Source organism: bacterium, assembly GCA_023150945.1.
Classification (GTDB): Bacteria; Zhuqueibacterota; Zhuqueibacteria; order Zhuqueibacterales; family Zhuqueibacteraceae; genus Coneutiohabitans.
The window spans coordinates 98,582-123,106 of sequence record JAKLJX010000004.1; the positions used below are offsets into that span (position 1 = coordinate 98,582).

Here is a 24,525-nt window from a genome sequence, read left to right on the forward strand (position 1 = left end):
CGTGCGTGTAATGAGACCACCTCTACGAGAGCACGACAGATTAACTAGACGAAAAGACAACCGAGGAAATCATGATGGAACATCAGGAAGCTGGTTACGAAGGCCGACGGGTGGTTGCAGACCATGGGGTAACCGAATTTGTGCGCGGCGCAGCGCGGCCGCATGTGCGCCACAGCCTGCTGCGCTGCATGACCTTCATCGATGGGTCATGGCTTTATCACAATCAGGACATGCTCGTCCGGGCGCACGGCGGGCCTTATAAAATCGACTTCAGCAAGATCAACGTCGTGGCGCTGCGCTATCTGCGGCAGTATTACCAAAACCTGCTGCAAAACGAGCCGCCGCCGCTCGATTTGGTGCGCACCTATTACTACGCCAGCGTGCCTTTCAACGTGCATCCCGAGGATGCACCCAAACTCGAGGATCAGCGCAAGTTCTACAGCATTCTCAGCGAGTCCCTCGGCTTCAATCTGGTCTTGCATGAAATCGATTTTCGCGGCCATTTCATGGCGATGCAGGATCGCATCACGCGCGAAGGCGAGACCAATTTCACCCCCAAGGAACGCACCATCGACATGGCGATGGGCACCGACATGCTTTATTTCTCCGCCATCAATGCCTTTGATATCGCCATTGCCGTCCTCGGCGATGCCGACTATCAGCCCGCGCTGGAACGCGTGCGGCAATTGGGCAAGCGCATTTTGATCTTGACCATCGGCGGCTCAGCGGCCTATGACTACATTTTTCCCAAGCCCACGCAACGCTTCAGCGATTTCCCCGTGCTGCGGTTTCAAGATTATCTCGAGGAACTGCGGCTCATTCCCAAAAACGAACGCGAGAAGCCGGTATACAAATACAACTGCGCCCGCTGCGGCAAGGAATTCGAGTCCACCTACAAAGCGGCGCCGAAACAAAACATGTATTGCGACGAGCATCGCATTTGGCGCAACAACAACAATCAGAACAACAATAATGGGGCGGAAGAAAGCGGGCGGGAGGAAGCGGCGGCCAACGGCACTGCGTCCGCCGAGGTGTTGCGCGAACGGACGACGCAGGGTGAGAGTGCAGCCGGCGACAATGCCCTGCCGGCGGGCGAGCCTTCAGGAAATTAGTGTTGGTCCGAAATCACGATTCGCTGACAACAGTGTTCCGGCAACGGCTTGACTGTTGTATCAATAACCTCGGAGATTTCACGGCGTTCGAGGATTCGGCAATCTCGGCTCAGTCGAGGCTGGAACATTTTTGGATGCACACTCGTTGACGGCAGCCGAGGCGCGGCCAGGCTTCAGGTCTTGCGAAAATGCAGGCAGTAATGGTGAAAGGTGTTGCTCACCCAGGCGTAGCGATAGCCAAAGGGCGCGAGCTTTTGATCGTTCTGGCACCAAAACTGTTCATGGCAGAGCGCCAGGTCGCGGCGCAAGCCCAGCGCCAAATCCCACGCTAGCGGATACATGAGGCCGCGCTTCTTCACATTTTTGACAATGATGGTGAGATAGCTGCCGGCGCTGAGTTTGGCGGCGAGGAAGCGGTAGAGCTCGAGCAGCTTGGCGAGAAAGGCGGAGTACTCGTCGAGATTGCCCAGGTCGCGGCTGTCGTCGGAATAGAATTGCAGCAGGCCCGCGGCCTTGCGCTTCTGTTGTGTTTCCGCGCCCTTCATGCGCAGCATGTCCCAATAAGGCGGGCTGGTGATGATGTAGTCGAAGCGTGCGGGAAGCTCGCGATAGCTTGCGGATTCCGTGGCATCACCGCAAATCAGCCGCCATTGGGGTGAATCCAACAGGCCGGGAATGGCCGGCAGATATTTCGCAATGCGTTCCTGCGCGATACGATGAAACTCCGGGTTGAGTTCGATGCCATAGGCTTCCCGTCCCAGGGCCAGGGCGGCAAGCAGCGCGCTGCCGGTGCCGGCCATCGGATCCAGAACGCGATCGCCCGGCGCGGTGAAGTCTTTCAAAAAGGTTTCAATGAGAGATTCGGGAAACTTGCCGGGATGCAGCAGCACGCCTTTCTCGCGCGGCGGCGGTTTCACGATCATCCAGGAGGAGCGGGGCGGCGCAAGGGGCAAAGGGCGAGGGGCAACCAACGGGTGACCAGGGGCAACCGAAACCGTGGGCAACGAGGGCGCAGCGGGCGGATGCTCTTCGCGGCGAAAGTTCAGACAATAGATCACATTTTGCAGCGTTGTCCAGTTTGCCTGAGATGAGGATGGGTCAGGCTCTTTCTCTTCGCAGCCGATCCTTTCGTCTTTCATGGAAAGCGTCTGGCCAACGGCCTTGCCCAACAGCCAAGCGAGCGGTTGCAGCAGGCCGCCGGCATCTTGGTTGCGAATGAAGACGGTAAGATAAGAATTGGTTTTGAGATGATTCGCGATCACAGCGAGGCGCGCCTGCCAATGCTGCAAATCGCCCTCGTCGGCAGCGGCGCTGGTGATGATGCTGCTGAGGTCGATCAAGCAATAGTCCAGCGCCAGCGGGGTGGCAGCCGGGTCGAGATCATCCAGAATGATGGCTGCGCGGCCGAGCGCGGACACGACCGGTTGCAGGCTCGCGGCGTTTTCTGCCAAGAGGCCGACGCGCGCACGCTGTTCCGGCGCAGTGAATTGTTTGGTGAAGAACGCGATGAAGTCCGCGGCCGTGGCCGCAAGACTCTGCCCCCGCGGCATGAGGAACCAGCTCTTTTGAAAAGTGAGCCAGCGCTGGCTGTCCAAGTCATTCAGGCGGTTGCCTGGATCGACTTCGCGTGAGGTCAGTGAGGAGTGCTTGTTTCGTGCTGGAGGCATGAGTTGGCGGTTCAAAGTGAGACAGCGCTTGCTTGGTCCGGATTGCGCGCGACGTGAGGACTGGCCGCGACGACGGTCCCGGCCATTATACTCACAAAATCAGGCCAAAGCAAGAGCAGGAACCAGAGGCGATGGGGAGGCACCATGCGTGTGGAGGAAATCATCTGCCTGGCGATTTTGCCTGAAGAGGTGGCTGGCGGAATTGCGTATGCCTGCCGCTCGCTGGACTACACGTTCGATCGCATGAACTACGGCGCGGACTTTGGCCGGCGGTTCAACAAAATCGCCACCGGCAAAGCCTGCGAAGCGACGCTGACACGCTTTCTGCGTCAGCACGCCATCCCGCATCTCAGCCGTGAAGGCGCGACGCCGCACACCCAGCCGGACCGTTTTGATTTGCGCATTCTGAATGAAGTTGTCGATCTCAAAACGTTTCATGTGCCGGAGGCCGTGGCGCAGCCGGCGGCGATGCTGAACTGCCTGGCACTGGTGCCTTCCCAGGAGGGGCACGACCAGTGGAGCAAACGCCAGCGCTATCAGCGTTATGTGTTCGGCTTCAGCAAGGGGCGTCTGCGCGGGCGCATTGCGCTGGCGGCCGGGCGGCGCAAACGGGCAACCTTGACGCCGGAGATGGTGCGCCTGACCAGTTCGCCCTCGCATTTGTTTCTCGCGGCGGCGCCCACCGTCGCCGAGTGTGAGCAGCGCTTCCGCCGGCTGGCAGCGGGCACGATTTGCCCGCAATATCCGCGCGGCACGCGCATCGAAAACCACGGCTGTGAAATTGCGCAATTGACTTCCTTTCAAAATTTCCTCGACAATTTGGAAAAATTTCAGCGGAGATGACCATGGCGGTGAAAGCGGCACCTGCAGCGTTGCAACAGCAGAAGAATGACGGCACGACGGCAACAACTCGCCAGCCCGCGGCCTCGCGCCGGGTGCCGGCTCCGCAACGCACGTTGCGCGCGAACCGGCCACTGTCCGTCACCACTGCACAGGACAAGTTTACCGTGCTGGCGCTCGCGCCGCAGCGCAATGAGCGCGTGCTGGAAGTGGGCTGCGGCGCCGGGCACCGCCTGCCGCTGATTGCGGCTGCCGGTGCGGCCGGGGTGGGCGTGGAAGCCTCTGCCGAGCGGCTGCGTGCCGCGCACCGCCGTTTCCCCGAGGAAATGCTGCTGCAATGCGATCTTGAACAATCGTTGCCGTTGGCCAGCAGCTACTTCGATGCGATTCTGTGCGTGGTCGCGGGCGAACATGCCGAGCGCATGCCCGGCCTGTTGCGCGAGATGCACCGCGTGCTGCGACCGGGCGGCCGGATCGTGCTGTCGCTGCACTATCCCGACATCTTCGCGGCGACCACGGGCAGCAAATCGCCCGCGCATCTCGAGATCAATTTCTATGAAGTCGATTTCGAGATGCGCTCCGGTCCGTTTCGCTTTTTTCCGCAAGATTACGTCACCGCCCTCCACCAGGCCGGCTTCTATGACGTCCGGCAGCATGAGGACGGCAACTTGAACGCAGCCCCGTCTTCGGGCAATCCGTCGCCGGCGACGCCAGCGGCATTCCCCACGCAAGTGGTGTTGCAAGCCCTGCGTCCCGACCTGCATGCGTGACGTTGAAAAAATCGCTTGACAAGGCAACTTAATTTGTCTATCTTCGCCGCAATTTTATACAGCGCGAAGGCACCGACTTTTCGCCTTTTTCCCTCCGGTTCTTGACGTGGCCATGCTCTCGATGCTCCCAGCACCCGCAGCCTGCCCGTCCAACGTTGCCGTTATCTCTCAGGCTGTTCCTGCCAGACGGCACGGCAAACTGTGGCTCACTCTGCCTCTGCAGTGAAGCGATAAACTGAAATGCGCCCGTGGTCACCCTGTCGTCCCATCACCAAACTGAGGAGTAAGGCTATGTTGAATTCGTGGCGTCGTTCATCTTCGTGGCTGGTAATCGTTCTGCTCGCGCTCTCGGCGCTGGTATGGACGGGCTGTACGAGCAATTACGATACGCCTGTTGATCCGCAAACTAGCCAGCAAGCCGTGACGCTGGGAAAAGACAATCCGCAAATTCAGGCAGTGATGGCCGTGCAAGACCGCCATACGCCGAATTTGATGGCCGTTGCCGGTGTGGTCGGCACCGCTACCGGTTTGACGGCTGACGGCCGGCCGGCCATTCTAGTGTTCACCAAGACCGACATCATGGCGCCGGCGCTGGCCAAGGGCCGCGTGTCCCCCATCCCCGAAAGCATCGAGGGCGTGCCGGTCGTGGTCGAAGTGACCGGTGAGTTTCGCGCCATGAAAAGCGGCGGCGGCGGCGTGAGCCACACCGCCAAGCAAACGCCGCCGATCCAGCTCGGCACCTCCGGCGGCTGGCGCTATGATCTGGCCAACGGCTATTGCTGCGGCGGCACGCTGGGCTCCTTGATTCAAAAAGCCGGCACCCAGTACATTCTGAGCAACTATCACGTGTTGTATGCCGACATCGTAAGCGGCGGCAACAATCGCACGGCGCAGCCCGGCGACCCGGTGATTCAGCCCGGCCTGATCGATGTCAACTGCAATGCCGCGAACGCGCAGGACGTTGCCACGCTGGTGAATAACGGTGGCAGCCTGCCGAGTGCCAACATCGATGCCGGCATTGCCGCGGTGATTCCAGGTATGGTGAGAACCGACGGCGCCATCCTCGAAATTGGCACGCTGTCGGCGAACACGGTTGCCGCTTTCATCAATCAAGCAGTTAAGAAGAGCGGCCGTACTACCGGCTTGACCAGAAGCACGGTGAGCGGCCTCAATGCCACCGTCAGCGTGGCCTACGACAATGAATGCGCTGGCGGCGCGGCTTTCACCAAGACCTTCACCGGTCAAATCGTCATCAAGAACAGGCGCAGCGCGTTCTTGAATTCCGGCGACTCCGGCTCGTTGATGGTCGAAGATGTGACCACCAATCCGCGGGCCGTGGGCTTGCTGTATGCCGGCAGCTCAACCTCCGCGATTGCCAATCCCATCAACGATGTGCTGAGCCACTATGGCGCGACAATGGTCGGCAATTGACGGCGAGCGTTTGCATTCAAATCTGAGATAACGAATGAACGCCTGCTTCCGGTTTTCCCGGAGGCAGGCGTTCTTTTTGAGGGAGACGGGAAATGAAGGCAAGGTTTGCGGCGAGGCAAGGCTTGTCCCTGTTTTTCATGCTGTTGCTCGCAGCGATGGCGTGTCAGAATCAGATCAAAGAAGAGAACCAGGAACCAGGGAGCGTGCCTGTGCGTGACATCAATCAAGTCATGCAGGATCATACCGCGGAGTGGATGGTGCTGCCGGGCGTGGTCGGCGTTTACATCGGGGCGCAGGACGACGGCCGGTTGTGCATTCGCGTGATGGTCGTGGAAAAAACCGACGCGCTCGAGCAAAAGATTCCCCGCAGCGTGGAGGGTCATCCTGTGGAAATCGAGGAAACCGGCGAAATCCGCCCGATGTAGCAGCCGGCGCTCGAGGCAGGTAACGCCGGCGAGAGAGCGGCGGCCGCCTTTCTTTGCCGGCGGCAAAGCCGATTTTGCAGTCAGCGCCGCGCAGTCAAAATCCTACCAACTCAATCCTTTCTCCCCAAAATAATCGTGCAAATCCCTGCGTGCAGCCAGGTTGATTTGCTCTGACCAGAGATCAACCGGATTCCAATCATCGGAGAGAACTGGCGCGCGGCGGGTGTCCGGCTCGAAGCGATTGTCCCACGCGTGCACGCGTTGGTAGCTCAGGCTAGAGCGATAATCGGGATCGGCGTAATTGCGGTCCAGCTCGCGGGTCAGCTCCAGCGGGCGGTCAGCGGCGAGTAGGATCACGTTGCCGAGACGGTCCGGCGGCTCCGCGATCGGCAAGGCCAGCACATGTTTGAAATGCTGCCGCAGCGTGGCGGCCAGGCTGCGGGTGAGAATGTGATGCCAGCCCACGGTTTCCACATTGATCGCCAGCACGCCGTTTGGCCGCAGCCGCGCCCGCATCAACGCAAAGGCTTCGCGCGTGACGAGATGAAAGGGGATGGAGCTGCTGCCGAACGCATCCAGCATAATGGCGTCATAGGCCTGCGGCTGTGTGGTGAGAAACTGCCGGCCATCAGCATGGTGGATATTCGCCTGCGAGGAGTCCAGCGCGAAGTAGCGCAGCGCCATTTCCGTGACCGCCGGATCGATTTCCACCGCGGCCACGTTCCAGCCGGCGCGCGCAAAGCTCTTGATCACCGAGCCGCCGCCCACGCCGATCACCAGCACGTCGCCCGATTCGGCGAAGAGGTTTTTGACGAGGTCCAAAACCGCGACGTAGGGAAAATTCGACTCCAAGAACTCCGGCTCGACGATGGTATGAATGCCGCCGTCAATCAGCAGATGCCGGCCGGCTTCAGTTTCCAACACGCGCAATTCCGCGTACGCGCTTTGTTCGACTGCCAGCAACCCGCGCTCCGGCTGGGCTTGCGCCATCGGCAAAGCGGCGGTCAGGCTTCCGCCCAGCAGCAACAGCAACAGGCTGGCAAGCGCGCCGGCCTTGGAGTTTTTCGCGATGGCGAAGCCGAAGGCGGCGGTGATCAGCAGCGCCAATCCGATTGCCAGTATCAAACGGCCGACACCAATGTTGGGAATGAGGAAGAAACCGGTGAGCAGCGCGGAAAGCACGCTGCCAATAGTGGAAAGGGCATAGAGATTCCCCGCGGTGCGGCCCACTTCCTCGAGACTGAGTGCGCGCAGCCGGATGGCATAAGGGCTGACCATGCCGAGCAGCGTCAGCGGCGGCGCAAACAGGATGAAGGCGGCGACCAGCACGGCGAAGCGCAAGCCCAGAGGCGCGGCGAGATAAAGCAGCGGCTGTTTCAACCACGGGATGAGCATCAACCACACGCTGGCCAATGCCAGCAGGCTGCACAGCCGGGTGAGGCGCGGGCCTCGATCCGCCCAGCGGCCGCCCAGCACATAGCCAAGGCTGAGCGCCGCCAGCGTCACGGTGATCAGGGCTGACCAGAGAAACAAACTGACCCCATAAAACGGCCCCAGAATGCGCGTGCCCAAAATTTCAACTGCCAGAACCGCAGCGCCGGAGACAAACACAACGACGTAGAGGTACCAGTGCTTTAGCATGTGAGAGCTCCCACCTCAGTAGTTCGGCCAGGGTTTGATGGTTGGCGAATATACATTCGAGGCGGCCGGAAAGCAAACGCCAAAATAAAATCGGCGGTGCAAACGCCGGTGGAGGCAGCCGCCCGGCTGTGCTCAGGAACCGCGCGACGCGGCGGCGTGCAATGTCGGCTTGATGGCCAGCTCGAAAGTCGCCAGAATGCGGCGGACGCCGAGCGTGACTGCGCGGGCGGTCAAGGTGGCGCCGGTGATGTTGTGAATCTCCTGCTGCGGCCAGAGTTTGTCAGAGAGCAGCTTGCCGCAAAACAGTGCCAGCCAGCGCGGCGGCGGCAGATAATCGAGCGGTTCGTAAAAGGCGAGCATTTCGATGCGTTGCACCTGCCCGCTGCGATCGATAACGACCATGAAAATCTCGTCGCGCGTGCGCACCGTGTTCTTCTCAAAAAAAACGAGCTGCGGTGCGGTACTGCAGGAATCGCTGTAGTAGGTCACCAGCTTGGAAGCGAGCGCGGCGCGGGCAAGCTTCTGAATCTGCTCGACCTGCTCGTCATGCAGAAACAGGGTGTGTCGCTTGATCCTGGTGCCGGGCGGAAACGCCTGCTGCAGCGCCTGTTCTTGGGTCATCAGCAGTTGCGCCTGCGCCGGCCGGCCGGCGAGATTCGAGAACAGGAGAAGGGCGGCGAGCAATCCGGTTCGCATCGTCATGCCGTGAGTACAAAAAGTGAGCAGCTTTCGTTCAAAACATGTAGGCGAGCGCGACATTGAGTTGATCGACGGCCGTGCCCGCCTCATTCTTGCGATTGAGATAGTCGGCCTTGCAGGCCACGTTGGGATGCGGCTTGAATGTGATGCCATAGGCGAGGTTCGTGCGTTCGCTGGCGGCATTGCGGCTGAAACCAGCAGGCACCTCGGCCTGAGTGTCCAGTCTCTCGAATTGCACGAACGGCATTACAGCGCTCGTTGCGCCCCGGCGGAACAGCGGAAGAATATCATAGGCTGCGGTGAAGTAGAAGCCAGTTTGCTTTTGGCCGATGGAGCGATTGCCGCTGAGCAGCAGAGCGCGGTTGAGCCTGCCGGCATCAGCGATCGTGGACTGCGCATACAATCCGCGCAGCTCCACGCCGTGGCGGTTGTACAGGCCGTGCAGCGCGAACAAGTTCACGCGTGCGCCGATTTCGCGGCCGTCAGGATCAACCAAATCCTGGCCGCTGTTGCCGGTGTAGAAAGAAGCGCCGAGCTGGATGCCCGCCCAGCCGGTGTATTCCATCCGGCCGGTCAGGCCAAAATCCTCCGCCACGCTCTTCGAGCCGCTCTGCCGGCCGCCGCGAATGCCGCCTGCCGAGAACTGGCTCGCATTCAGTCCTTCAACGAGATAGACCCGATAGCCCAATCCTGCCGGCACCGATCCCACCAAGCCGATACCATTGGTGCGCCAGGTCGAAGGAATGATCGCCTGTTCGACCTCCGGCCGCAAACTGCCGTGAAACGTCGGCGGCTCATGCAATTCATTGACGATGCCAACTGGCGGCAACACCATGCCCGCCCGCACCGCCACTGCTGATCCAAGCTGTGCTTCGATATAGCCGAACTCCATCGACACTTCACCGTTCTTGCCGGTGCTGCCGTGCTCGACTTCGATTTCCGAATTGAACACCAGCCGATCGCTGAAGCGGAAGCCGACATAGATGATGTTGCGCAGGTAGTCGATTTCGTCATCTTTCCCGGAGGGGAGAGAGGCATCGTTTTCCTTGGCAAAGTTTTGATAAGTCACCTCGCCGTAACCCGCCAGCGAAACGCCGGTTTTCTTCAGTTGGTACACCTGCGAAGCCGCCGGCCCCAGCCCGCGGCGGCTTTCGTATTTGCGCTCGGCAACCTCGCCGAGCTTGGCCTTCTCGATTTCTTCGGCAAGAATATCGATGCGCCGCATCAGCTCGCGCAGGGTATCCTGCTGTGTTTCTTGGGAATGCAACATCGAGAAGGGGAGAAGAAGAAACAGAACAGCCAAAAGGCGAGACTTGCACATCTGGTCTTCCTCCGGAATTCAATTGTATGAGTTGCACTGCTGTCAAGCTGTATTAGTATTAAATCAAGCGGAATGAATATATGCCAGATCAGAGGTGAAAGCAACATAAATTTAGCTTATAAAAGAAAAAGTCCTTGTTTGACTCTTTCGCTTGCACTATATTCTGGCGTTTGATTTATAGATCAGTGGCAGCTAATGGCTTAGAAAATATGATGGTTGTTGTGGCTGCCGCAACCGCATCCCGAGAATCAAGAGACTGCGAGGTTGCCGTGAATACCCAAGTTTGGAAAGAGTTCGATCAGAACGTCATCAGCCACAGCGGCGCACATCATTTGATGGCGATCGACGGACTGCTGCGCAAGCAGGGTTATGCCCGCGTGACCGACGTGGCGAAAGCGCTCAATATTACGCGGGGCAGTGCCTCGATCACGCTCAAGGCGCTGAAGGAGAGAGGCTTGGTCGAGGAAGATGAGAATAAATTTCTGCATCTCTCCAAGCTGGGCAATTCGCTGGCGCAACGGATCGAATCCAAGCGCATCATCTTGCTGAAGTTTTTGCGGGACGTGCTGCACGTTTCGCCCGAACAAGCCGAGATCGACGCCTGCAAAGTCGAGCACTTGATCAGCACCGAAGCCGGCGAGTTGATGCTCACCTTTCTGAAATTCCTTTTCTCCGGCGACGAGCGCGCCAACGCATTCCTCAAGGCTTTTCAAAGTTACAAGAATGCTTGTGTCGATATCAACCAGTGCCCGGTTTGTGATGTCGAGTGCTTGTTCAGTGGCGAGATTGCTGGCAAGGGATGAGGTTCGAGTCTCTTACGTCTGAAGGGTAGCCAATGACTGTGCTTCTCCTTTTCATTCTGTACGCAGTTGGTTTGTCGATGGCGCTGGCGCGCGCCGGATACCGGTCGGGTGCCACGCGCTCAATTGACGCACCGCCTCAGCATCCGACGCGGCTCTTGATCGTGGGAGCCACCGGTGGAACGGGCCGCCAACTCGTCGCACAGGCGTTGGAGCGAGGCTTCTGGGTCACTGCCCTGGTGCGGAATCCCGCGCGCCTTCGGTTGGACCATGAGCGCCTGACTGTCATCCCGGGAAACGTGCTCGACACGGCCTCGCTCGACGCAGCGATGCGCGGCCAAGAGGCGGTTCTCTCCGCCCTCGGCCACAAGCGCTACTTCTATCCGACTCGCATTCTGTCGGAAGGTACCAAAAACGTCCTGCGCGCGATGGAGACGCAGGGCGTGCGCCGGCTGGTCTGCATGAGTTCGCTGGGTATCGGCGACAGTGCGGGCCGCATGGGCCTCTACTACACGTTTTTTGTGATCCCGTTGATCCTGCCTTTCTACTTCTGGGACAAGACGCGCCAGGAACGGGCGATTGCGGGAAGCGGCCTGGACTGGACGATTGTGCGGCCCGGAGTACTCACGAACGGCAGCACGCGCGGCCGCGTTCGACACGGCGATCGTGTCGGCAATTTCATCTGGACCGTCCGCGTCTCCCGTGCCGACGTGGCGAACTTCATGATCGATCAGCTTGCCTCGAAAACCTACCTGCGGACGGCGGTAGGCGTAGCATAAGTCGGCAGCCACCCAACAGTGGACGGCGCCTGGCACCGCCGCGCGCGACCACAGGAAATGACCTCAAATCAGGAAATGCATATGATCTCCACAACCGTGATCGAAGCCCGACCTTTCTCCGAGAGCGAAAGACATGAGGGCGCGGCGCAATGGCAGCCGCTGGCGCATCTCAAGCCGGGCGAGGAAGGTGTGATTGCCGGCTATCGCGAGGACGTCGGCGAAGACGCGCGTTTGGCCGAACTGGGCCTGATCTCCGGCGCCGGCGTGCGCATGGTGAAATCCGCGCCGCTGGGCGATCCCTTACAGCTTTCCGTGCGCGGGTTTCACTTGACCATCAGCAAGCGCATGGCGCAGGGCATCTGGGTGAAGCGGGAGGCTGGCAAGTAGCCCGGCCTTTGCGGTGCCACGCTGGCAATGGCTGGTCAGAGACTTTTGGTGTGCGATTCCGAGTTTGATGGGCCGGGGTGGAATACTATTAGGTAGGTAACGGAGAGATGTCCACGATCAGCGCCATACAACCTGCAGAAGAAAACACCACCCTCACCCGCACCGCGCGCGTGTTGCTGGTGGGCAATCCCAATTCCGGCAAAACCACTCTCTTCAACGCCCTAACGGGCATGCGGCAGAAAGTCGGGAATTATCCCGGCGTGACTGTCGAGAAAAAAGTCGGCGCTCTCGCAGACGCCGGCGGCCTCAAAGTTGAATTGCATGATCTTCCCGGTTTGTACAGCCTGACGGCGCGATCGCTCGACGAGCAAATTGCGGTGGCGGAAATTACGGCCTGGCCCTCGCCTCCGGACCTCATCGTCGTGGTGGCCGACGCCACCAACCTCGAGCGCAATCTCTATCTCGCCGCGCAGATTCTCGATTTGGGATTGCCCGCGCTGCTGGTGCTGAACATGATCGACGAGGCCGCGCGCCACGCCATTCACATCGATAGGGCCGGCCTGCAGCGCAAGCTGGGCGTGGCCGTGCTGCCAGCCTCCGCCAAGAAGGGCACCGGTGTCGCTGCGATTCGCACCGCGATTATCGCGGCACTGCAACCGGCCGCGGAAACCACCCCAGGCAGTTGGCAAATTCCCACCGCTCTCGCGCAGACGTGCCAGCCGGTGGCCGTTTGGTTTCAAGAAAATGGCGCGATGAACCGCCGCCGGGCCATGGCCGAAGCGTTGCGCGCAATTTCCGACGAGAACGGATTACAGCGCTGGGCCAAGCATCCTTGCCTATCCGAATTGCGCCGCTTGGTGAATGCCAGCCGCGCGGCGCTGGAGCAACAGCGTATTCCGTGGCGTCAAACCGAAGCCGCAGCACGTTACGCCTGGGTCGATCAGCTCATTGCCGCGAATGTTCGCCATGGCAGCGCCAGCCGCCTGGTGCGCAGCGAAAAGATCGATCGCGTGCTCACCCACCGGTTGCTCGGCCCGCTCATCCTGATCGCGGTTCTGCTGTTGATGTTTCAAACCATCTTCACGTGGGCGGAAATCCCCATGGCCCTGATCGAAGACTTCTTCGCGTGGCTGCAGGAGGGGGTGGCCGCGGCCCTGCCCCAAGGTGTGCTGGCGGATTTGTTGAGCAACGGCGCGATCGCCGGCGTGGGCGCGGTCATCGTGTTTCTGCCGCAGATTCTGCTGCTGGTCTTCTTTCTCGCGCTGCTGGAAGAGTCCGGCTACCTGGCGCGCGCTGCGTTCATGCTCGACCGCTTTATGGCGAGGATCGGCTTGCAGGGCCATTCCGTGATCCCGCTGCTCAGCTCTTTCGCCTGCGCCATCCCCGGCATCATGGCGGCGCGCACGATCAAAAACCCGCAGGATCGCTTGATCACGATTCTGGTTGCGCCGCTGATGAGCTGCAGTGCGCGGCTGCCGGTCTACACGCTTATGATCGGCGCGTTCATCCCCAATGTGCCGCTGCTCGGCTTTCTCTCGCTGCAGGGCGTAACGTTGTTTGCGATGTATCTGCTCGGCATCGTCACCGCCATCACCGCGGCCTATCTGTTCAAACGCTTTCTCATCAAGGGCCATGCGCAAGCCTTCGTCATGGAGCTGCCGGCTTACCGCATGCCCTCACCGCGCACAGTGCTGTGGCAAATGTACGAGCGCGCCAAGCTCTTCGTCGTGAATGCTGGCCAGGTCATTCTGGCGATTTCGATCGTGCTGTGGTTTTTGGCGAGCTATCCCAAGAGTGATACACCCGCGGCAGATCCGGATGTCGCGGCGCCGCAGCAAATGGCCGCGGAGGCGGAAATACTGAACACCTATGCCGGCCGCCTGGGAAAATTCATCGAGCCGGCAATCGCGCCCTTGGGTTTTGATTGGAAAATCGGCATCGGTTTGATCACCTCATTCGCGGCGCGCGAAGTCATGGTGAGCACGCTGGCAACGATCTACAACGTGCAGGAAGCCGACGAAGCCTCGGTTGATCTGCGCCAAGCCTTGCAGGCCGAGCGTGATCCCCGGACCGGCGCACCGGTTTACACGCCGCTGGTGGCGCTCTCACTGATGGTTTTCTTCGTACTCGCCTGCCAGTGCATGTCGACCGTGGCCATCGTGCGCCGCGAAACCGACACCTGGCGCTGGCCGCTGTTCATGATTGCCTACATGACCGTGCTGGCGTATTTGGGCTCGTTCGCGGTGTTTCAAGGCGGAAGACTGATCGGATTGGAATGAGATGAATTGGCAGGAGATCATTGTTTTCAGCATCGTTGTGCTCGCCGGCGTTTCGGCAATTCGCACTTTTCTGCAGCAATTCGACGCCGGCAGCGCAGCCGAGCCGGCCTGCACGAAGTGCCCGGGTTGCACGCTGGTCCAGCCCGGACGGTCGCGTTTGAGGTCTGTGCGCCGGCCCGTGCTTTCAACAATAAGAGAACATGCGCATCAGCAAGCCGGGCACACGAAATGAGGCGTATTTGCGCATTGTTTCACCTGCGGCGGGAGCATGCCCAACTCATCCTCACCAGCGCGGGCACGACAATGGGCGTGGAGCAATCCATTTTTTGAATGACGCCCGCGGCCTCGCTCGTTCCGAACGCAAACCACCCGATACCGCACCCAACCTGCCACCTGCACCTGCCTTGCCGTTTTCCTTCCGGCACGTTGAGACTCACGCCTACGATCTCCGGCATCATTCGCGCTTTCCCTGCCGGCAGATTGAACGAAGCCGCTTAACGAAATGACACTTTCTTCCGCAGCGCCACCTGCAGCCGGCTGAGATACTCCTCGCGCGAAATTTCGATGGCGCCGAACAACCGGAGTGTGGGCGTCATCATCTGCGCGTCGTGCAGCACATAGCCGCGGTTCTTCAAATGTGCGGCCAGATGCGCCAGCGCCACCTTGGAAGCGTTGGAGACACGAAAGAACATCGATTCGCCGAAAAACGCGCCGTGCAGTGCCACGCCGTACAGCCCGCCGGCCAATCTGCCGTCTTGCCAGGCTTCAACACTGTGTGCGTATCCCAACGCGTGCAGGTTTATATAGGAGGTAATGATCTCCTCTGAAATCCAAGTCTCTCTGCGGGCTGCGCAAGCGCGCATCACCAACTCGAAGCAGCGATCCATCTGAATCTCGAATTGCCGGCGGTTGAGAACGCGGCGCAGATCGCGTGGAATACGAAAGTCCTGCACTTCGAGAATGGCACGCGGATTCGCCTCGTACCAGTTGATCTCGCCACTTTCATCCGCCATCGGAAAAATGCCCTGGCTGTACGCCTCGAGTAATGTCTGCGCCGGAATCATGAATGCTTTTCACCGCTGCGATGGGGATCTCCACCTGCCTTGACTTTGCCGGCCTGCCTGACTATCTTGCCGCGCAACTCGAGAGAAATCGCCGCGACGGTGACGCCACCGCCGCAGTACTGACGCACAAACGGAGGAAGAGATGACTTTGCCATTTTGGGTCAATCTGCTCAAAAGCCTGCATCTGCTGTGCATCATTGCCGGCGCCGGCGGCGCGCTCGGCCAATATTTGCTCGTGCGCCGTTTTGCCAGGCCCACACCACCGACGCCGAAGCGAGCGAGAAGATGGCGCTGATCCTGACACGCTTTCTCGAAGTGTACGGCCTGTTGTTGGCATTCGTCACCGGCCTGATTCTTGCCTTCCTGACCAATGCTTTCGCAGCCGGCTATTTGCACGTGAAAATCGCGCTGGTGCTGGTGGTCATCGGCCTGAGCCACATGGAGCTGAAAAACCTCAAGGCCATGGTCGCGTTGCGCGCGCAAGGCAAGAGCGCCGAGGCGGCCCAGCTCAAACAGCGGCACTTGTTCGTCACCGCGCTGGCCCTCGCGTTGCTCGTTGTCATTGTCCTGCTGGTGATCTTCAAGCCCTTCTAATTCGACGTTACTTTGATTCGTACTCCTGCCCCTTGCTGCGGCATGGCTGGAGCATGCACGTGTGTAGCCCAAAACAGCCGTCCACAATGGGCGGGGACTGCAATACGATGACACCAAAGCACTGCTGGCTGGCACAACGCGGCAAAATCTAAGCGATTGTGGCCTGCCTCGCAAGCACTTTGATAACGAACAAACCCCAGTGGAGTCACCGCCACTCACCCCTTCATGCCACGCCGCAGCGACCGCGTAATTGCGATGCTCTGAACGAAAAAAGCCACGGTGCTTTCACGCCGTGGCTTTTTGATCAATGAAAACCGGCTTCGACTTGAATCATGCCTGCGCCCAAGGCCGCTGCAAGCGAGGCTTTCCCTCCCCAGGTCGGTCGGCTGAGAAAATCAACCGCCGGCGCTGTTTGTTTTCTTGCCGAGCATGATCGCCGTCACTTGCTTGAACCACTCCCGCAAATCATCGAGATAGGTGTAGGCCAGCGGCACCGCCAGCAGGGTGAGCGCCGTCGCGGTGATCATGCCGCCGATCAGAGTCCGGCCCATGGGCGCGTAGGAGATGCCGATGACTTTCGCCGTGCCCAGCGCCATGGGAATCAAGCCGGCGATGGTCGTTCCGGCGGTCATCAAAATCGGCCGGAAGCGCTGGCGGCCGGCCTCGATGATCGCCTCGTGGCGGCTGTAGCCCGCCAGCCGCAATTGATTGATCAAATCCACCAAAACGATGCCGTTGTTGACCACGATGCCGATCAGAATGAACAAACCGATCATCGCCATCAGGTCAATCGGCGTCTGGGTGAGGAACAAAATCCAGCCCACGCCAATAAACGCCAGTGGAATACAAATCAACACGGTGAAGGGCAGGATGATGGACTCGAACAGCACGCCCATCAGCAGCAGCACGAACGTGGTGGCGAGATACAGGCCGTGATTGGTCGATTGCTCACTCTCCTGCATGCGATTGAAACGCTGGCCCTTGTCCCAGGAATATCCCGACGGCATTTGAAATCCCGCCATGACTTGATCGACCTTGCGGTACACCTGTTCCAGCTTGTCGCTGGTGGTCGATGCTTTCACGGCCAGCATGGTCTTGCCGTCTTCTCGGATGATGCGGCCATAGCCGCGCTTCACCGAGACCTGTGCAATGCTGGCCAGCGGGATCTCCTGGCCGTTTTGCTGCGGCAGCCGCAGGTTCATCAACTGGTGCAGCGTCTCGCGATCCTGTTTGCGCATCTGAATTTTGAGATCGACTTCGCGATCCTCCATGCGATAGTCCGGCAGCTCGACGCCACGCAGGGCATAGCCAATGGTGCCGGCCACCGCGCGCGCATTCACGCCATGCTTGGCCGCCTGCTCGCGGTCGAGCTTCAACCGGATTTCATCGACTCCGTCTTCCAGCTCGGTGTCAACGTCCAGAAACTCGGGAATGGTGCGCAACCGCCGTTCGACCTCCTCGGCCAGCTCGGTGAGGCGGCTGGTGTCGTCGCCGTGCAGCACCACCGAGATGGTGCCTTGCTCATTGCCGCCTCCTTGCCGCCAGCGCGTGCGCATTTCGATGCCCGGCCGCGTCGGTGCGTTCTTTTTGAAATGTTCCAGCACCTCCTCGCGCGTCATCATGCCGTCTTCCAGCAAGCCGAGCTTGCGACCAATGGCGAGGCCAATGACCTGCCACCAATCATGGGCGGGCGGCGAGTTCAGATAAATCTCCATGCGGCCCCAGTTGGCGCGGAAACGGACGTCCGCCGCGCGCATGCCGTATTTTTCCTTCTGGCTGTACACGAACTCTTCGAGCAGCGTGAAATAGGAATCGGCGTCTTCCATCGTGTAATTCGAGGGCAGATCGAACATCACCCAAATGTTGTTGATGTTGCCCTGTGTTTCGTCGGTTTTGGGGACCACCTGCAGGATCGCAAACCCGCTCGCCATCAGCAGCAGGAAGATGATGGCGGTATCGACGCGATGCGCGAGCGAGCGCGCGAGTATTCGTTCATAGAAGCCAATGGCGCGGGTGATGGCTTTCGCCTCTTTGGGCTCCTGCAGGCCGGAGAACACCACCGTCGCCAGTGGAATGAAGAGCAGGGACACCACCAGGCTGGCGAGCAGCGCGACAATGATGGGCACGCCCATGCGCGCCATGTAATACGTCATGCCGGGATTGTCGCCCATGAAGATCAACGGCAGGAACACCACCACGGTGGTGAGCGTGGCGAGCGTGATCGGCATCGCGACTTCGCTGGCGCCCTTGATCGCCGCTTCGCGCGCCGGCAGGCCCTCCTTGCGCAGGCGGTAGACGTTTTCCACTACCACGATCGAGTTGTCCACCACCATGCCGACACTCACCATCAAGCCCATCATGGTCATGATGTTCATCGTCCAGCCCATGAAGTAGATCACGATAATCGTTCCCAGCAGGGAAATGGGAATCGCCAAATTGATGATCAGCGTCATGCGCAGACGGCGCAGGAAGTAGTAGAGAATGAAGAAGGCGAAAATGCCGCCCCACAACCCCGAGCTTTTGAGATTGTTGATCGATTCCTTGACGTAGGTGCCCTGGTCGAAGATCAGCTCGAAGCGCATGCCGGCGAGTTGCGGCGTTTTCCGGATGCGGTCATTGAGCGTTTGCACCAAAACCTCACACACGGCGACGGTATTGGCCTGCGATTCCTTGAAGACGCCGATCCACACCGCTTTCTTGCGATCCAGGCGCTGCACCCACTGCACTTCGTCGGCAATGTCGTAACGCACCTCGGCAATGTCCTGCAGCCGCAAATTGGTGTTGCGCAGGCGCAGGTTGCGAATTTCGTCCAGGCTGCCGTATTTGCCCACGGAACGGACGTAGAATTTCTTGGCGCCGTCTTTGACGTAGCCGCTGGCGAGCACGAAGTTGTCGCGCTGCAGGTCCTGCACGAGCGAATAAAGATCGAGGTTGTGGGCATCGACCTTGGCCTGATCGACCATGACGCGCACGGCCTTGCGATCGGCGCCCCACAGCTCGACATTGGCGACGCCGTCGACGCGGGTGAAGACTTTGGCGGCATAGGTGTCGAGTAGGCTGTAGGCATCCTCGAAATCCTTTTCCAGCGCGACCGCAATCACCGCGATCGGCTCGTCATCATCGCTGAATTTGCGCGGGTAAATGCGCTCGATGTCCGCCGGCAGCTCCGGTTTGATGCGGTCCATGCGGTCGCGAATGTCGGAATAGGCGACGTCCATGTCGGTATTATTGGCGAATTCGATCCAGAACCAGCAGCCGTTGTCGCGGCTGCTCGACTCGATGCGCCGCACGCCGCTGATGGTTTGAATGATCTCCTCCACCGGCCGCGCGATTTGTTCCTCCACTTCACTGGGGTTGGCGTTGTTGTAGGGAATCCAAACGCCCAGCGCGGGAAACACGAAGCCGCGCGGGAACAATTCCACCGGAATTTCCCGGTACGCGACCAGACCCACCACCACGGAGGCCAGAAAGGCCATCAGCACCGTGACCGGGCGCCGGACCGACAAGTTCGGCAGGAGGGAGTTCCGTTTCATGAAGTTCTCGCAGTTTGTGTCCATCGTCGAGCGTAGCAGCTGCTGAAGCGGCTGCCTGGCCGTGCGGATTCGAAGACACCTATGGCATGCGCAGGCCGGAGCGACGCCGGCAGTTGGCTATTTCGAACGATCAAGTATGGCGTAGACCACCGGAATCACAATCAAGGTCAGCAGCGTGGAGCTGGTCAAACCGGCAATGACGGTGATGGCCATGGGTGTGCGAATCTCCGCGCCGTCGCCCAGACCCAGGGCCATGGGCAGCAGCCCCAGCACCGTGGTTCCCGTGGTGATCAGGATCGGCCGCAGCCGCACGCTGCCGGCCTTGACAATTGCCTCGATCTTTTCCATGCCGCCACGCCGCAAATGGTTGATGTAATCAATCAGAATAATGGCGTTGTTGACCACCACGCCAACGAGCAGGATCATGCCGATGAACACCACCACGCTCAACGGAATCTGCAGCACCCACAACACCAGCACCACGCCGATGAGCGCCAGCGGAATCGTGAACATGATAACGAAGGGATGCAACAGCGATTCGAACTGCGCCGCCATCACGACATAGATCAGAAAGACGGCCAGCGCCAGTGCCAGCATCAAGCTGTTGATCGAGGTTTCCATTTCGGCATTTTGGCCGGTCACCGTGAAGGTGAAATCGTCGGGGAAATCCATGCTGCTGAGGGTGGCGTGGATTTGCTCGGCAGCCTGCTTCAAATCGACGCCGCTGATATTGGCGGTGATCAAGGCGGCGCGCTGTTGTTCGATGCGCCGGATCTCGCTCGGGCCTTCCTTCACTTGAATGTCGGCAATCGCCGCCAGTGGAATCGGCACCGGCTTGTTGGGATTGACCACCAGCCGCTTCAGCTCCGCCAAGCCGGCCTTGTCTTCCTCATCGACCTTCACGCGGATGTCGATGCGCCGGTCGGCCTCGCGGAATTCCGTGGCCACCACGCCCTGCACTTTGTTGCGCACCACCGCCGCCACTTCGTTGATGTTCAAGTTGTAGAACGCCAGCCGGTTGCGATCGTAGATGATTTGCACTTCCGGGTTGCCGGTTTGAATGTTGGAACGTACGTCCTTCAAATTCGGCAGCCGGGCCAGCCGGGCTTCCGCCTCCCGCCCGAGTTCCTTCAGCTTGGTGAGATTGTAACCTTTGATTTCGACTTCGATCGGCGTCTTGAAACTGAACATGGCCGGCCGCGAGATTTTGGTTTCGACCTCCGGCACATTGCTGAATTGCCGGCGAATCCCGGCGATCAACGCTTCCTCGCGCCGCTCAAAATCACCGGTGCCTTTCAACGTCACGGTGAGCTTGGCGGTGTGCTCGCCTTCTTCGGTTTGCGATTGCGAGGTGCGTTCGCTGCCCGCCACCATGGCAATGCGCTGCACGTCGGCATGCTGCAGCGTCATATCTCCCAGCGGCAGCAATTTCTCATCGGTCGCTTCCACCGGCGTGCCCACCGGAAAGCGGGCCTCAATGTTGAACTCGCCCTTGTGCACTTCCGGAATCAGCGTCACGCCCAGCCGCGGCAGCAACACCAGGCTGCACACCGCGAACAATCCGCCGGCCCAAGCCAGCACGCTGCTGCGATGGTGCAGCGCCCAGCGTACCGCCTTGGGATAGGTGCGGTAGGACCACTCGAGCACGGGATTCGCGATCAGCAGCATGACGGCGAAGAACAGCGCAACAGGAATGCCCGCCACCACCAGGCCGATCATCACGACGAAAGCCAACGCAAACAGCAGCATCAAGATGGTCTTGAACAGCGTGGCCGAAAGGTGCTGAACCATGAAGCGGACCAGGCTGTAAAGCAGATAGATCGGGAACCCGAACAGGGCGAGCAGCGCTTTCTTCCACCAGAAGCCGGCGGAGAATTTTTGTGCGAAGCCGCGGCCTCCGGCCACCAGCAGATCATAGGCCTTGAACACGAAAATCGTGTCCCAGGTGACGGTGTGCAGCGCGGCCACCAGTTGCGGCGCGAGCGTCCAGGAAGCAAGCTTGCTCACCAGGCGTCGCAGCGGCGGCAGCCAGCCGACCAACAAAGTGGGCAGCAAAAGGGCCAGCACGGCAGTGGCCTTCAGCAGCATGAGCAGCAAGGTAGCTGCAAGGAAAAGCAGACTGGTAAAGACCTGCCGCACCGTTCGCCCCAACGCGCCGGCGGCGAATTGCAGCAGCGGCACCGACTCCCCGGCAGTGGTGCGCGCCGGCCACGATTTCAACTCATCAAAAATCGCCAGGCGCAAAACGTGACTGCCGGCGAAGCGGCCGCGCATATCCTGCAGATACTCTTCTTTGATATAGCGCGAGGCCAGCATGGGCACGACAAACAGCGCTACTGCCAGCGAAGCAAGCAGTGAAAACACCACGGTCAGCGCCATGTCACCGAAAATTTGGCCGGCAACTCCCTTGACGAAGACGATGGGGAAGAACACCGCCACCGTGGTGAGCGTCGATGCCAGAACCGCGCCGCCGACTTCGCCGGTGCCCTGCACCGCCGCGCTGAAGAGATCCTGACCCTCTTCGCGCTTGCGATGAATGCTCTCCAACACCACGATGGCATTGTCCACCAGCATGCCGATGCCGAGCGCCAGTCCGCCGAGCGACATGATGTTGAGCGTGACGTCAAAAATGAACATCGGCCCGAAGGTCGCGATCACGGAGATGGGAATGGCCGCGGCAATGATGATCGTGTTCCAAACGCGGCGCAGGAAAATGTAGAGCACCACCACGGCCAGGATGCCGCCGAGAATCGCCGTGCCTTTCACCTCATCAATCGCACTTTGGATGAAAGTCGATTGATCGGAAAGCAGGGTGATTTCCGTGCTCGCCGGCAGATGATACGCCATGAAATCAGTCATGGCTTTGGCGAGCATGGCCTGTGCCGCCGCTGCCGGCCCATGGGCAGCGGGTTTCTTCTCCTCACTCTTGGGCTTGCCGTTTTGCTGAGAGGCCGCCTGCTGCTTGAGATTGGCCACGAAGGCCTGCTGTTCCGGCGTGCCGAAGATCTTCTCCTTCACCCGCTGGGCGACCGTGACGATATTGGCATCCGCTTCCTTGTAGATTTCGATCTCGACGCTTTCCTTGCCGTTGACGCGCGTGATGACTTCGCGTTCCTTATTGGTGCGCGTGACCGTGCCGACGTCCTTGACACGCAGATCCACGCCCTCGCGGCGGCCGATGACGAGGCCGCGTATTTCTTCCAGATCGCGGAATTCGTTCAGCGTGCGCACCAGATACTCGGTCTGGCCTTCCTTGAGATTACCGCCCGCCAGGTTGATGTTCTCCGAGGCCAACCGGCGGTTGACTTCTTGAATATCGAGGCCGAGCAGCGTGATTTGTCGTTCGTCAAGCTCGACGCGAATCTCCTCCTCCAGGCCGCCGCGCACCTTGACCGCCGCCACACCCTCCAGCGTTTCCAATTCGCGTTTGATTTCCTCCTCAGCCAGATAGCGCAGCGCGAACAGCGATTGATCGCCATACAGCCCCAGCCGCTGAATCGGATCGAGCGTGGGGTCATATTTCAGGATCAACGGCTTCTTCGCTTCGGGAGGCAGAAAAACCTGGTCGAGCTTCTCGCGCACGTCCTGAATCGCCGCGTTCATGTCGGTGTCCCAGGTGAACTCCAGGATGATGTCGGAAAAACCGGCTTTGGAAATCGAGCTGATGCTGACCAGGTTGCTCACCACGCCCAACTGCTGCTCCAACGGCCGCGAAATGGTGGTTTCGATTTCCTCGGGCGCAGTGCCTGGATACTCCGTGCGGATGGTGAGGGAGGGGTAGGAAATGTCCGGCATCAGATTCAACGCGAGCCGATCATAGGACACCAGGCCGAACACGCAGACAGCCACCACAATCATGAAAATCGCCACCGGCCGCGTGGTGGTGAAACGAAAAAAGTCGGTGACGTTTTGTTTGAATTCAGCGTTCATGGCGTGCGGTCTCTTGGTCAGGAAGAATGAGGAAAACAGAAAGGGCGGCGGGCGCTCGCGGAGTCTCCAACGGAATTTCCGCAACCTGCACCCCTCGCCCAGTTCGCGTCAGATCTTCATTTCGGCGATCTTCACCCGCGTGCTGTCCTTCATGGCGTTGTGGCCGACGACGATGATGGTATCGCCGACGCCGACGCCCGCGAGCGCTTCGATGTTGTCGCGATCGCTGTAGCCGGCTTTGAGCGGAATACGGCGCGCCAGCGAATCCTGCCGCACGACGAACACGAACTGCTGATTGTCGTCATAAATCACCGCGCGCTTCGGCACCAGGACGGCATTGGCCCTGGTATCGGTGATGAGCTGCACATTCACAAACATGCCCGGTTTCAGCAGGCGCTGGCGGTCAGTCACGCGAATCGTCACCTTCACCATGCCGCTGGCGGGATCCACCACCGGGCTGATGCGATCGACCACGCCGTGAAATTCCTGTTCAGGCAGCGCCTCGGAAAGCACCTTCGCCACCTGGCCGACTCGAGAGCGCAACGCGTCTTTTTCCGTCAGGTGAATTCTGACCAGCAACAGATCGGGATTAACGATGGAATAGACTTTGGTGGAAGTGAGCAGCCGGTCGCCCAGCTTCACCGTGCGCTCGGAAATGAAACCCGAGATTGGCGCTTTGATTTGGCAGTAGTCCAGCGTCAGCTTGGCCTGTTCCCATTCGATTCGCGCCTGCTCGAGGTTGAAGTTGGCGACTTCGAATTCGCTCGCGCTCATCAGATTCTTCTCGAACATGCTGCGCGAGCGCTCATGGCTGTTCTTCTGGCGTTCATAGTTGACACGCGCCGCCTCTTCTTTGAGCTTGTATTCGCGCTCATCCACCGCCAATAAGACCTCGCCCTTGCGCACGTACTGGCCCTCTTCCGTGAGCAAACGCACCGCGATGCCGGTCACCTGCGGATAGATGTCAACGGCCTCCTCGGTTTCGATCGACGAAGTCGTCATCACGAAAGCCGAGATCGAGCCGGGCTTGATGGTGGTCACCTCGACCGGCACGGACTTGATTTCGTCCGCCTTCGCCTTGTCTTTCGGGGCGCCGTTGCCATTCTTGGTTTCCGCAGTGCCGTTTTTGCCTTTGTCTTTGTCCTCGGCCTCTGACTTCGCACACGCGCTCATGCCAAGGGAAGCAGCGCACAAAAGCACCAGTAATACCCGGGCTGCGTTCATGGATTAACCTCCTCAATGAAAATGGGGAA

The 24,525-nt window shown here is 59.7% G+C and carries 19 protein-coding genes; 11 read left to right on the top strand and 8 right to left on the bottom strand.

What is annotated here, in order from left to right; translation table 11 throughout:
- Positions 1-71: 71 nt before the first annotated feature.
- The gene (locus L6R21_07225) at positions 72-1,112 is read left to right on the top strand and encodes an NYN domain-containing protein (protein ID MCK6558976.1); all 1,041 of its coding nucleotides are present in this window, start codon (positions 72-74) and stop codon (positions 1,110-1,112) included.
- 173 nt (positions 1,113-1,285) lie between these two features.
- Here the strand turns inward: L6R21_07225 and L6R21_07230 are convergent, their stop codons facing one another.
- Positions 1,286-2,779 carry a hypothetical protein gene (locus tag L6R21_07230; protein ID MCK6558977.1) on the bottom strand — a complete coding sequence of 498 codons (1,494 nt, stop codon included), beginning with the start codon at positions 2,777-2,779 and terminating at the stop codon, positions 1,286-1,288.
- 144 nt (positions 2,780-2,923) lie between these two features.
- Between L6R21_07230 and L6R21_07235 the strand changes: the two genes are divergently transcribed.
- From L6R21_07235 to L6R21_07250, 4 genes are all read left to right on the top strand, one after another.
- Entirely contained in the window at positions 2,924-3,622 is a 699-nt protein-coding gene (locus L6R21_07235) for a hypothetical protein (protein MCK6558978.1), read from the top strand.
- A gap of 2 nt (positions 3,623-3,624) precedes the next feature.
- Positions 3,625-4,389 (top strand): class I SAM-dependent methyltransferase, encoded by a 765-nt coding sequence (locus L6R21_07240; protein MCK6558979.1) that lies wholly within the window; start codon positions 3,625-3,627, stop codon positions 4,387-4,389.
- A 291-nt stretch (positions 4,390-4,680) separates the two neighbouring features.
- Complete coding sequence (locus L6R21_07245; protein MCK6558980.1) at positions 4,681-5,820, top strand: S1 family peptidase; 1,140 nt, start codon at positions 4,681-4,683, stop codon at positions 5,818-5,820.
- A gap of 92 nt (positions 5,821-5,912) precedes the next feature.
- Positions 5,913-6,245 (top strand): hypothetical protein, encoded by a 333-nt coding sequence (locus L6R21_07250; GenBank protein ID MCK6558981.1) that lies wholly within the window; start codon positions 5,913-5,915, stop codon positions 6,243-6,245.
- A 102-nt stretch (positions 6,246-6,347) separates the two neighbouring features.
- Here the strand turns inward: L6R21_07250 and L6R21_07255 are convergent, their stop codons facing one another.
- The 3 genes from L6R21_07255 to L6R21_07265 form a co-directional block, all read right to left on the bottom strand.
- On the bottom strand, positions 6,348-7,886 hold the full coding sequence (locus L6R21_07255; GenBank protein ID MCK6558982.1) for a fused MFS/spermidine synthase: 1,539 nt from the start codon (positions 7,884-7,886) through the stop codon (positions 6,348-6,350).
- 132 nt (positions 7,887-8,018) lie between these two features.
- Complete coding sequence (locus L6R21_07260) at positions 8,019-8,588, bottom strand: FMN-binding protein (protein ID MCK6558983.1); 570 nt, start codon at positions 8,586-8,588, stop codon at positions 8,019-8,021.
- A gap of 31 nt (positions 8,589-8,619) precedes the next feature.
- Entirely contained in the window at positions 8,620-9,906 is a 1,287-nt protein-coding gene (locus tag L6R21_07265; GenBank protein MCK6558984.1) for a hypothetical protein, read from the bottom strand.
- A 134-nt stretch (positions 9,907-10,040) separates the two neighbouring features.
- Here L6R21_07265 and L6R21_07270 point away from each other — a divergent pair, with 134 nt between their 5' ends.
- The 4 genes from L6R21_07270 to feoB all read left to right on the top strand — a co-directional run bounded on the left by L6R21_07270 (position 10,041) and on the right by feoB (position 14,151).
- Positions 10,041-10,709, top strand: a complete 669-nt coding sequence (locus tag L6R21_07270; GenBank protein MCK6558985.1) for a metal-dependent transcriptional regulator — start codon at positions 10,041-10,043, stop codon at positions 10,707-10,709.
- 32 nt (positions 10,710-10,741) lie between these two features.
- Positions 10,742-11,485, top strand: a complete 744-nt coding sequence (locus tag L6R21_07275) for an SDR family oxidoreductase (protein ID MCK6558986.1) — start codon at positions 10,742-10,744, stop codon at positions 11,483-11,485.
- An 81-nt stretch (positions 11,486-11,566) separates the two neighbouring features.
- Positions 11,567-11,872: a ferrous iron transport protein A gene (locus L6R21_07280; GenBank protein ID MCK6558987.1), complete on the top strand. Its 306-nt coding sequence runs from the start codon at positions 11,567-11,569 to the stop codon at positions 11,870-11,872.
- A 107-nt stretch (positions 11,873-11,979) separates the two neighbouring features.
- A complete protein-coding gene (gene feoB, locus L6R21_07285) occupies positions 11,980-14,151 on the top strand; it encodes a ferrous iron transport protein B (protein ID MCK6558988.1) in 2,172 nt (723 codons plus the stop codon).
- Positions 14,152-14,645: 494 nt separating this feature from the next.
- Here feoB and aat read toward each other — a convergent pair whose 3' ends face one another.
- Positions 14,646-15,215, bottom strand: coding sequence for a leucyl/phenylalanyl-tRNA--protein transferase (aat, locus tag L6R21_07290; GenBank protein ID MCK6558989.1), 570 nt, complete (start codon positions 15,213-15,215; stop codon positions 14,646-14,648).
- Positions 15,216-15,357: 142 nt separating this feature from the next.
- Here aat and L6R21_07295 point away from each other — a divergent pair, with 142 nt between their 5' ends.
- Positions 15,358-15,510, top strand: a complete 153-nt coding sequence (locus tag L6R21_07295; protein MCK6558990.1) for a hypothetical protein — start codon at positions 15,358-15,360, stop codon at positions 15,508-15,510.
- Positions 15,501-15,809, top strand: coding sequence for a hypothetical protein (locus tag L6R21_07300; protein ID MCK6558991.1), 309 nt, complete (start codon positions 15,501-15,503; stop codon positions 15,807-15,809). The genes L6R21_07295 and L6R21_07300 overlap by 10 nt, the downstream gene beginning before the upstream one ends.
- 395 nt (positions 15,810-16,204) lie before the next feature.
- On the opposite strand, the gene L6R21_07305 is transcribed toward L6R21_07300, so the two are convergent.
- The 3 genes from L6R21_07305 to L6R21_07315 form a co-directional block, all read right to left on the bottom strand.
- Positions 16,205-19,342 carry an efflux RND transporter permease subunit gene (locus tag L6R21_07305; GenBank protein MCK6558992.1) on the bottom strand — a complete coding sequence of 1,046 codons (3,138 nt, stop codon included), beginning with the start codon at positions 19,340-19,342 and terminating at the stop codon, positions 16,205-16,207.
- 117 nt (positions 19,343-19,459) lie between these two features.
- Complete coding sequence (locus tag L6R21_07310) at positions 19,460-23,272, bottom strand: efflux RND transporter permease subunit (protein ID MCK6558993.1); 3,813 nt, start codon at positions 23,270-23,272, stop codon at positions 19,460-19,462.
- A gap of 108 nt (positions 23,273-23,380) precedes the next feature.
- Positions 23,381-24,496: an efflux RND transporter periplasmic adaptor subunit gene (locus L6R21_07315; protein ID MCK6558994.1), complete on the bottom strand. Its 1,116-nt coding sequence runs from the start codon at positions 24,494-24,496 to the stop codon at positions 23,381-23,383.
- Positions 24,497-24,525: the final 29 nt, after the last annotated feature.

Excerpts from the sequence above, each read along its gene's own strand:
- L6R21_07250 (MCK6558981.1), top strand. The coding sequence starts at position 5,913 with ATGAAGGCAAGGTTTGCGGCGAGGCAAGGCTTGTCCCTGTTTTTCATG.
- L6R21_07265 (MCK6558984.1), bottom strand. The coding sequence starts at position 9,906 with ATGTGCAAGTCTCGCCTTTTGGCTGTTCTGTTTCTTCTTCTCCCCTTC.
- L6R21_07315 (MCK6558994.1), bottom strand. The coding sequence starts at position 24,496 with ATGAACGCAGCCCGGGTATTACTGGTGCTTTTGTGCGCTGCTTCCCTT.
- L6R21_07280 (MCK6558987.1), top strand. The coding sequence starts at position 11,567 with ATGATCTCCACAACCGTGATCGAAGCCCGACCTTTCTCCGAGAGCGAA.
- feoB (MCK6558988.1), top strand. The coding sequence starts at position 11,980 with ATGTCCACGATCAGCGCCATACAACCTGCAGAAGAAAACACCACCCTC.
- L6R21_07255 (MCK6558982.1), bottom strand. The coding sequence starts at position 7,886 with ATGCTAAAGCACTGGTACCTCTACGTCGTTGTGTTTGTCTCCGGCGCT.
- L6R21_07225 (MCK6558976.1), top strand. The coding sequence starts at position 72 with ATGATGGAACATCAGGAAGCTGGTTACGAAGGCCGACGGGTGGTTGCA.
- L6R21_07235 (MCK6558978.1), top strand. The coding sequence starts at position 2,924 with ATGCGTGTGGAGGAAATCATCTGCCTGGCGATTTTGCCTGAAGAGGTG.
- L6R21_07295 (MCK6558990.1), top strand. The coding sequence starts at position 15,358 with ATGACTTTGCCATTTTGGGTCAATCTGCTCAAAAGCCTGCATCTGCTG.
- L6R21_07260 (MCK6558983.1), bottom strand. The coding sequence starts at position 8,588 with ATGACGATGCGAACCGGATTGCTCGCCGCCCTTCTCCTGTTCTCGAAT.
- L6R21_07245 (MCK6558980.1), top strand. The coding sequence starts at position 4,681 with ATGTTGAATTCGTGGCGTCGTTCATCTTCGTGGCTGGTAATCGTTCTG.
- L6R21_07230 (MCK6558977.1), bottom strand. The coding sequence starts at position 2,779 with ATGCCTCCAGCACGAAACAAGCACTCCTCACTGACCTCACGCGAAGTC.
- L6R21_07240 (MCK6558979.1), top strand. The coding sequence starts at position 3,625 with ATGGCGGTGAAAGCGGCACCTGCAGCGTTGCAACAGCAGAAGAATGAC.
- L6R21_07300 (MCK6558991.1), top strand. The coding sequence starts at position 15,501 with ATGGCGCTGATCCTGACACGCTTTCTCGAAGTGTACGGCCTGTTGTTG.
- L6R21_07310 (MCK6558993.1), bottom strand. The coding sequence starts at position 23,272 with ATGAACGCTGAATTCAAACAAAACGTCACCGACTTTTTTCGTTTCACC.
- L6R21_07305 (MCK6558992.1), bottom strand. The coding sequence starts at position 19,342 with ATGAAACGGAACTCCCTCCTGCCGAACTTGTCGGTCCGGCGCCCGGTC.
- aat (MCK6558989.1), bottom strand. The coding sequence starts at position 15,215 with ATGATTCCGGCGCAGACATTACTCGAGGCGTACAGCCAGGGCATTTTT.
- L6R21_07275 (MCK6558986.1), top strand. The coding sequence starts at position 10,742 with ATGACTGTGCTTCTCCTTTTCATTCTGTACGCAGTTGGTTTGTCGATG.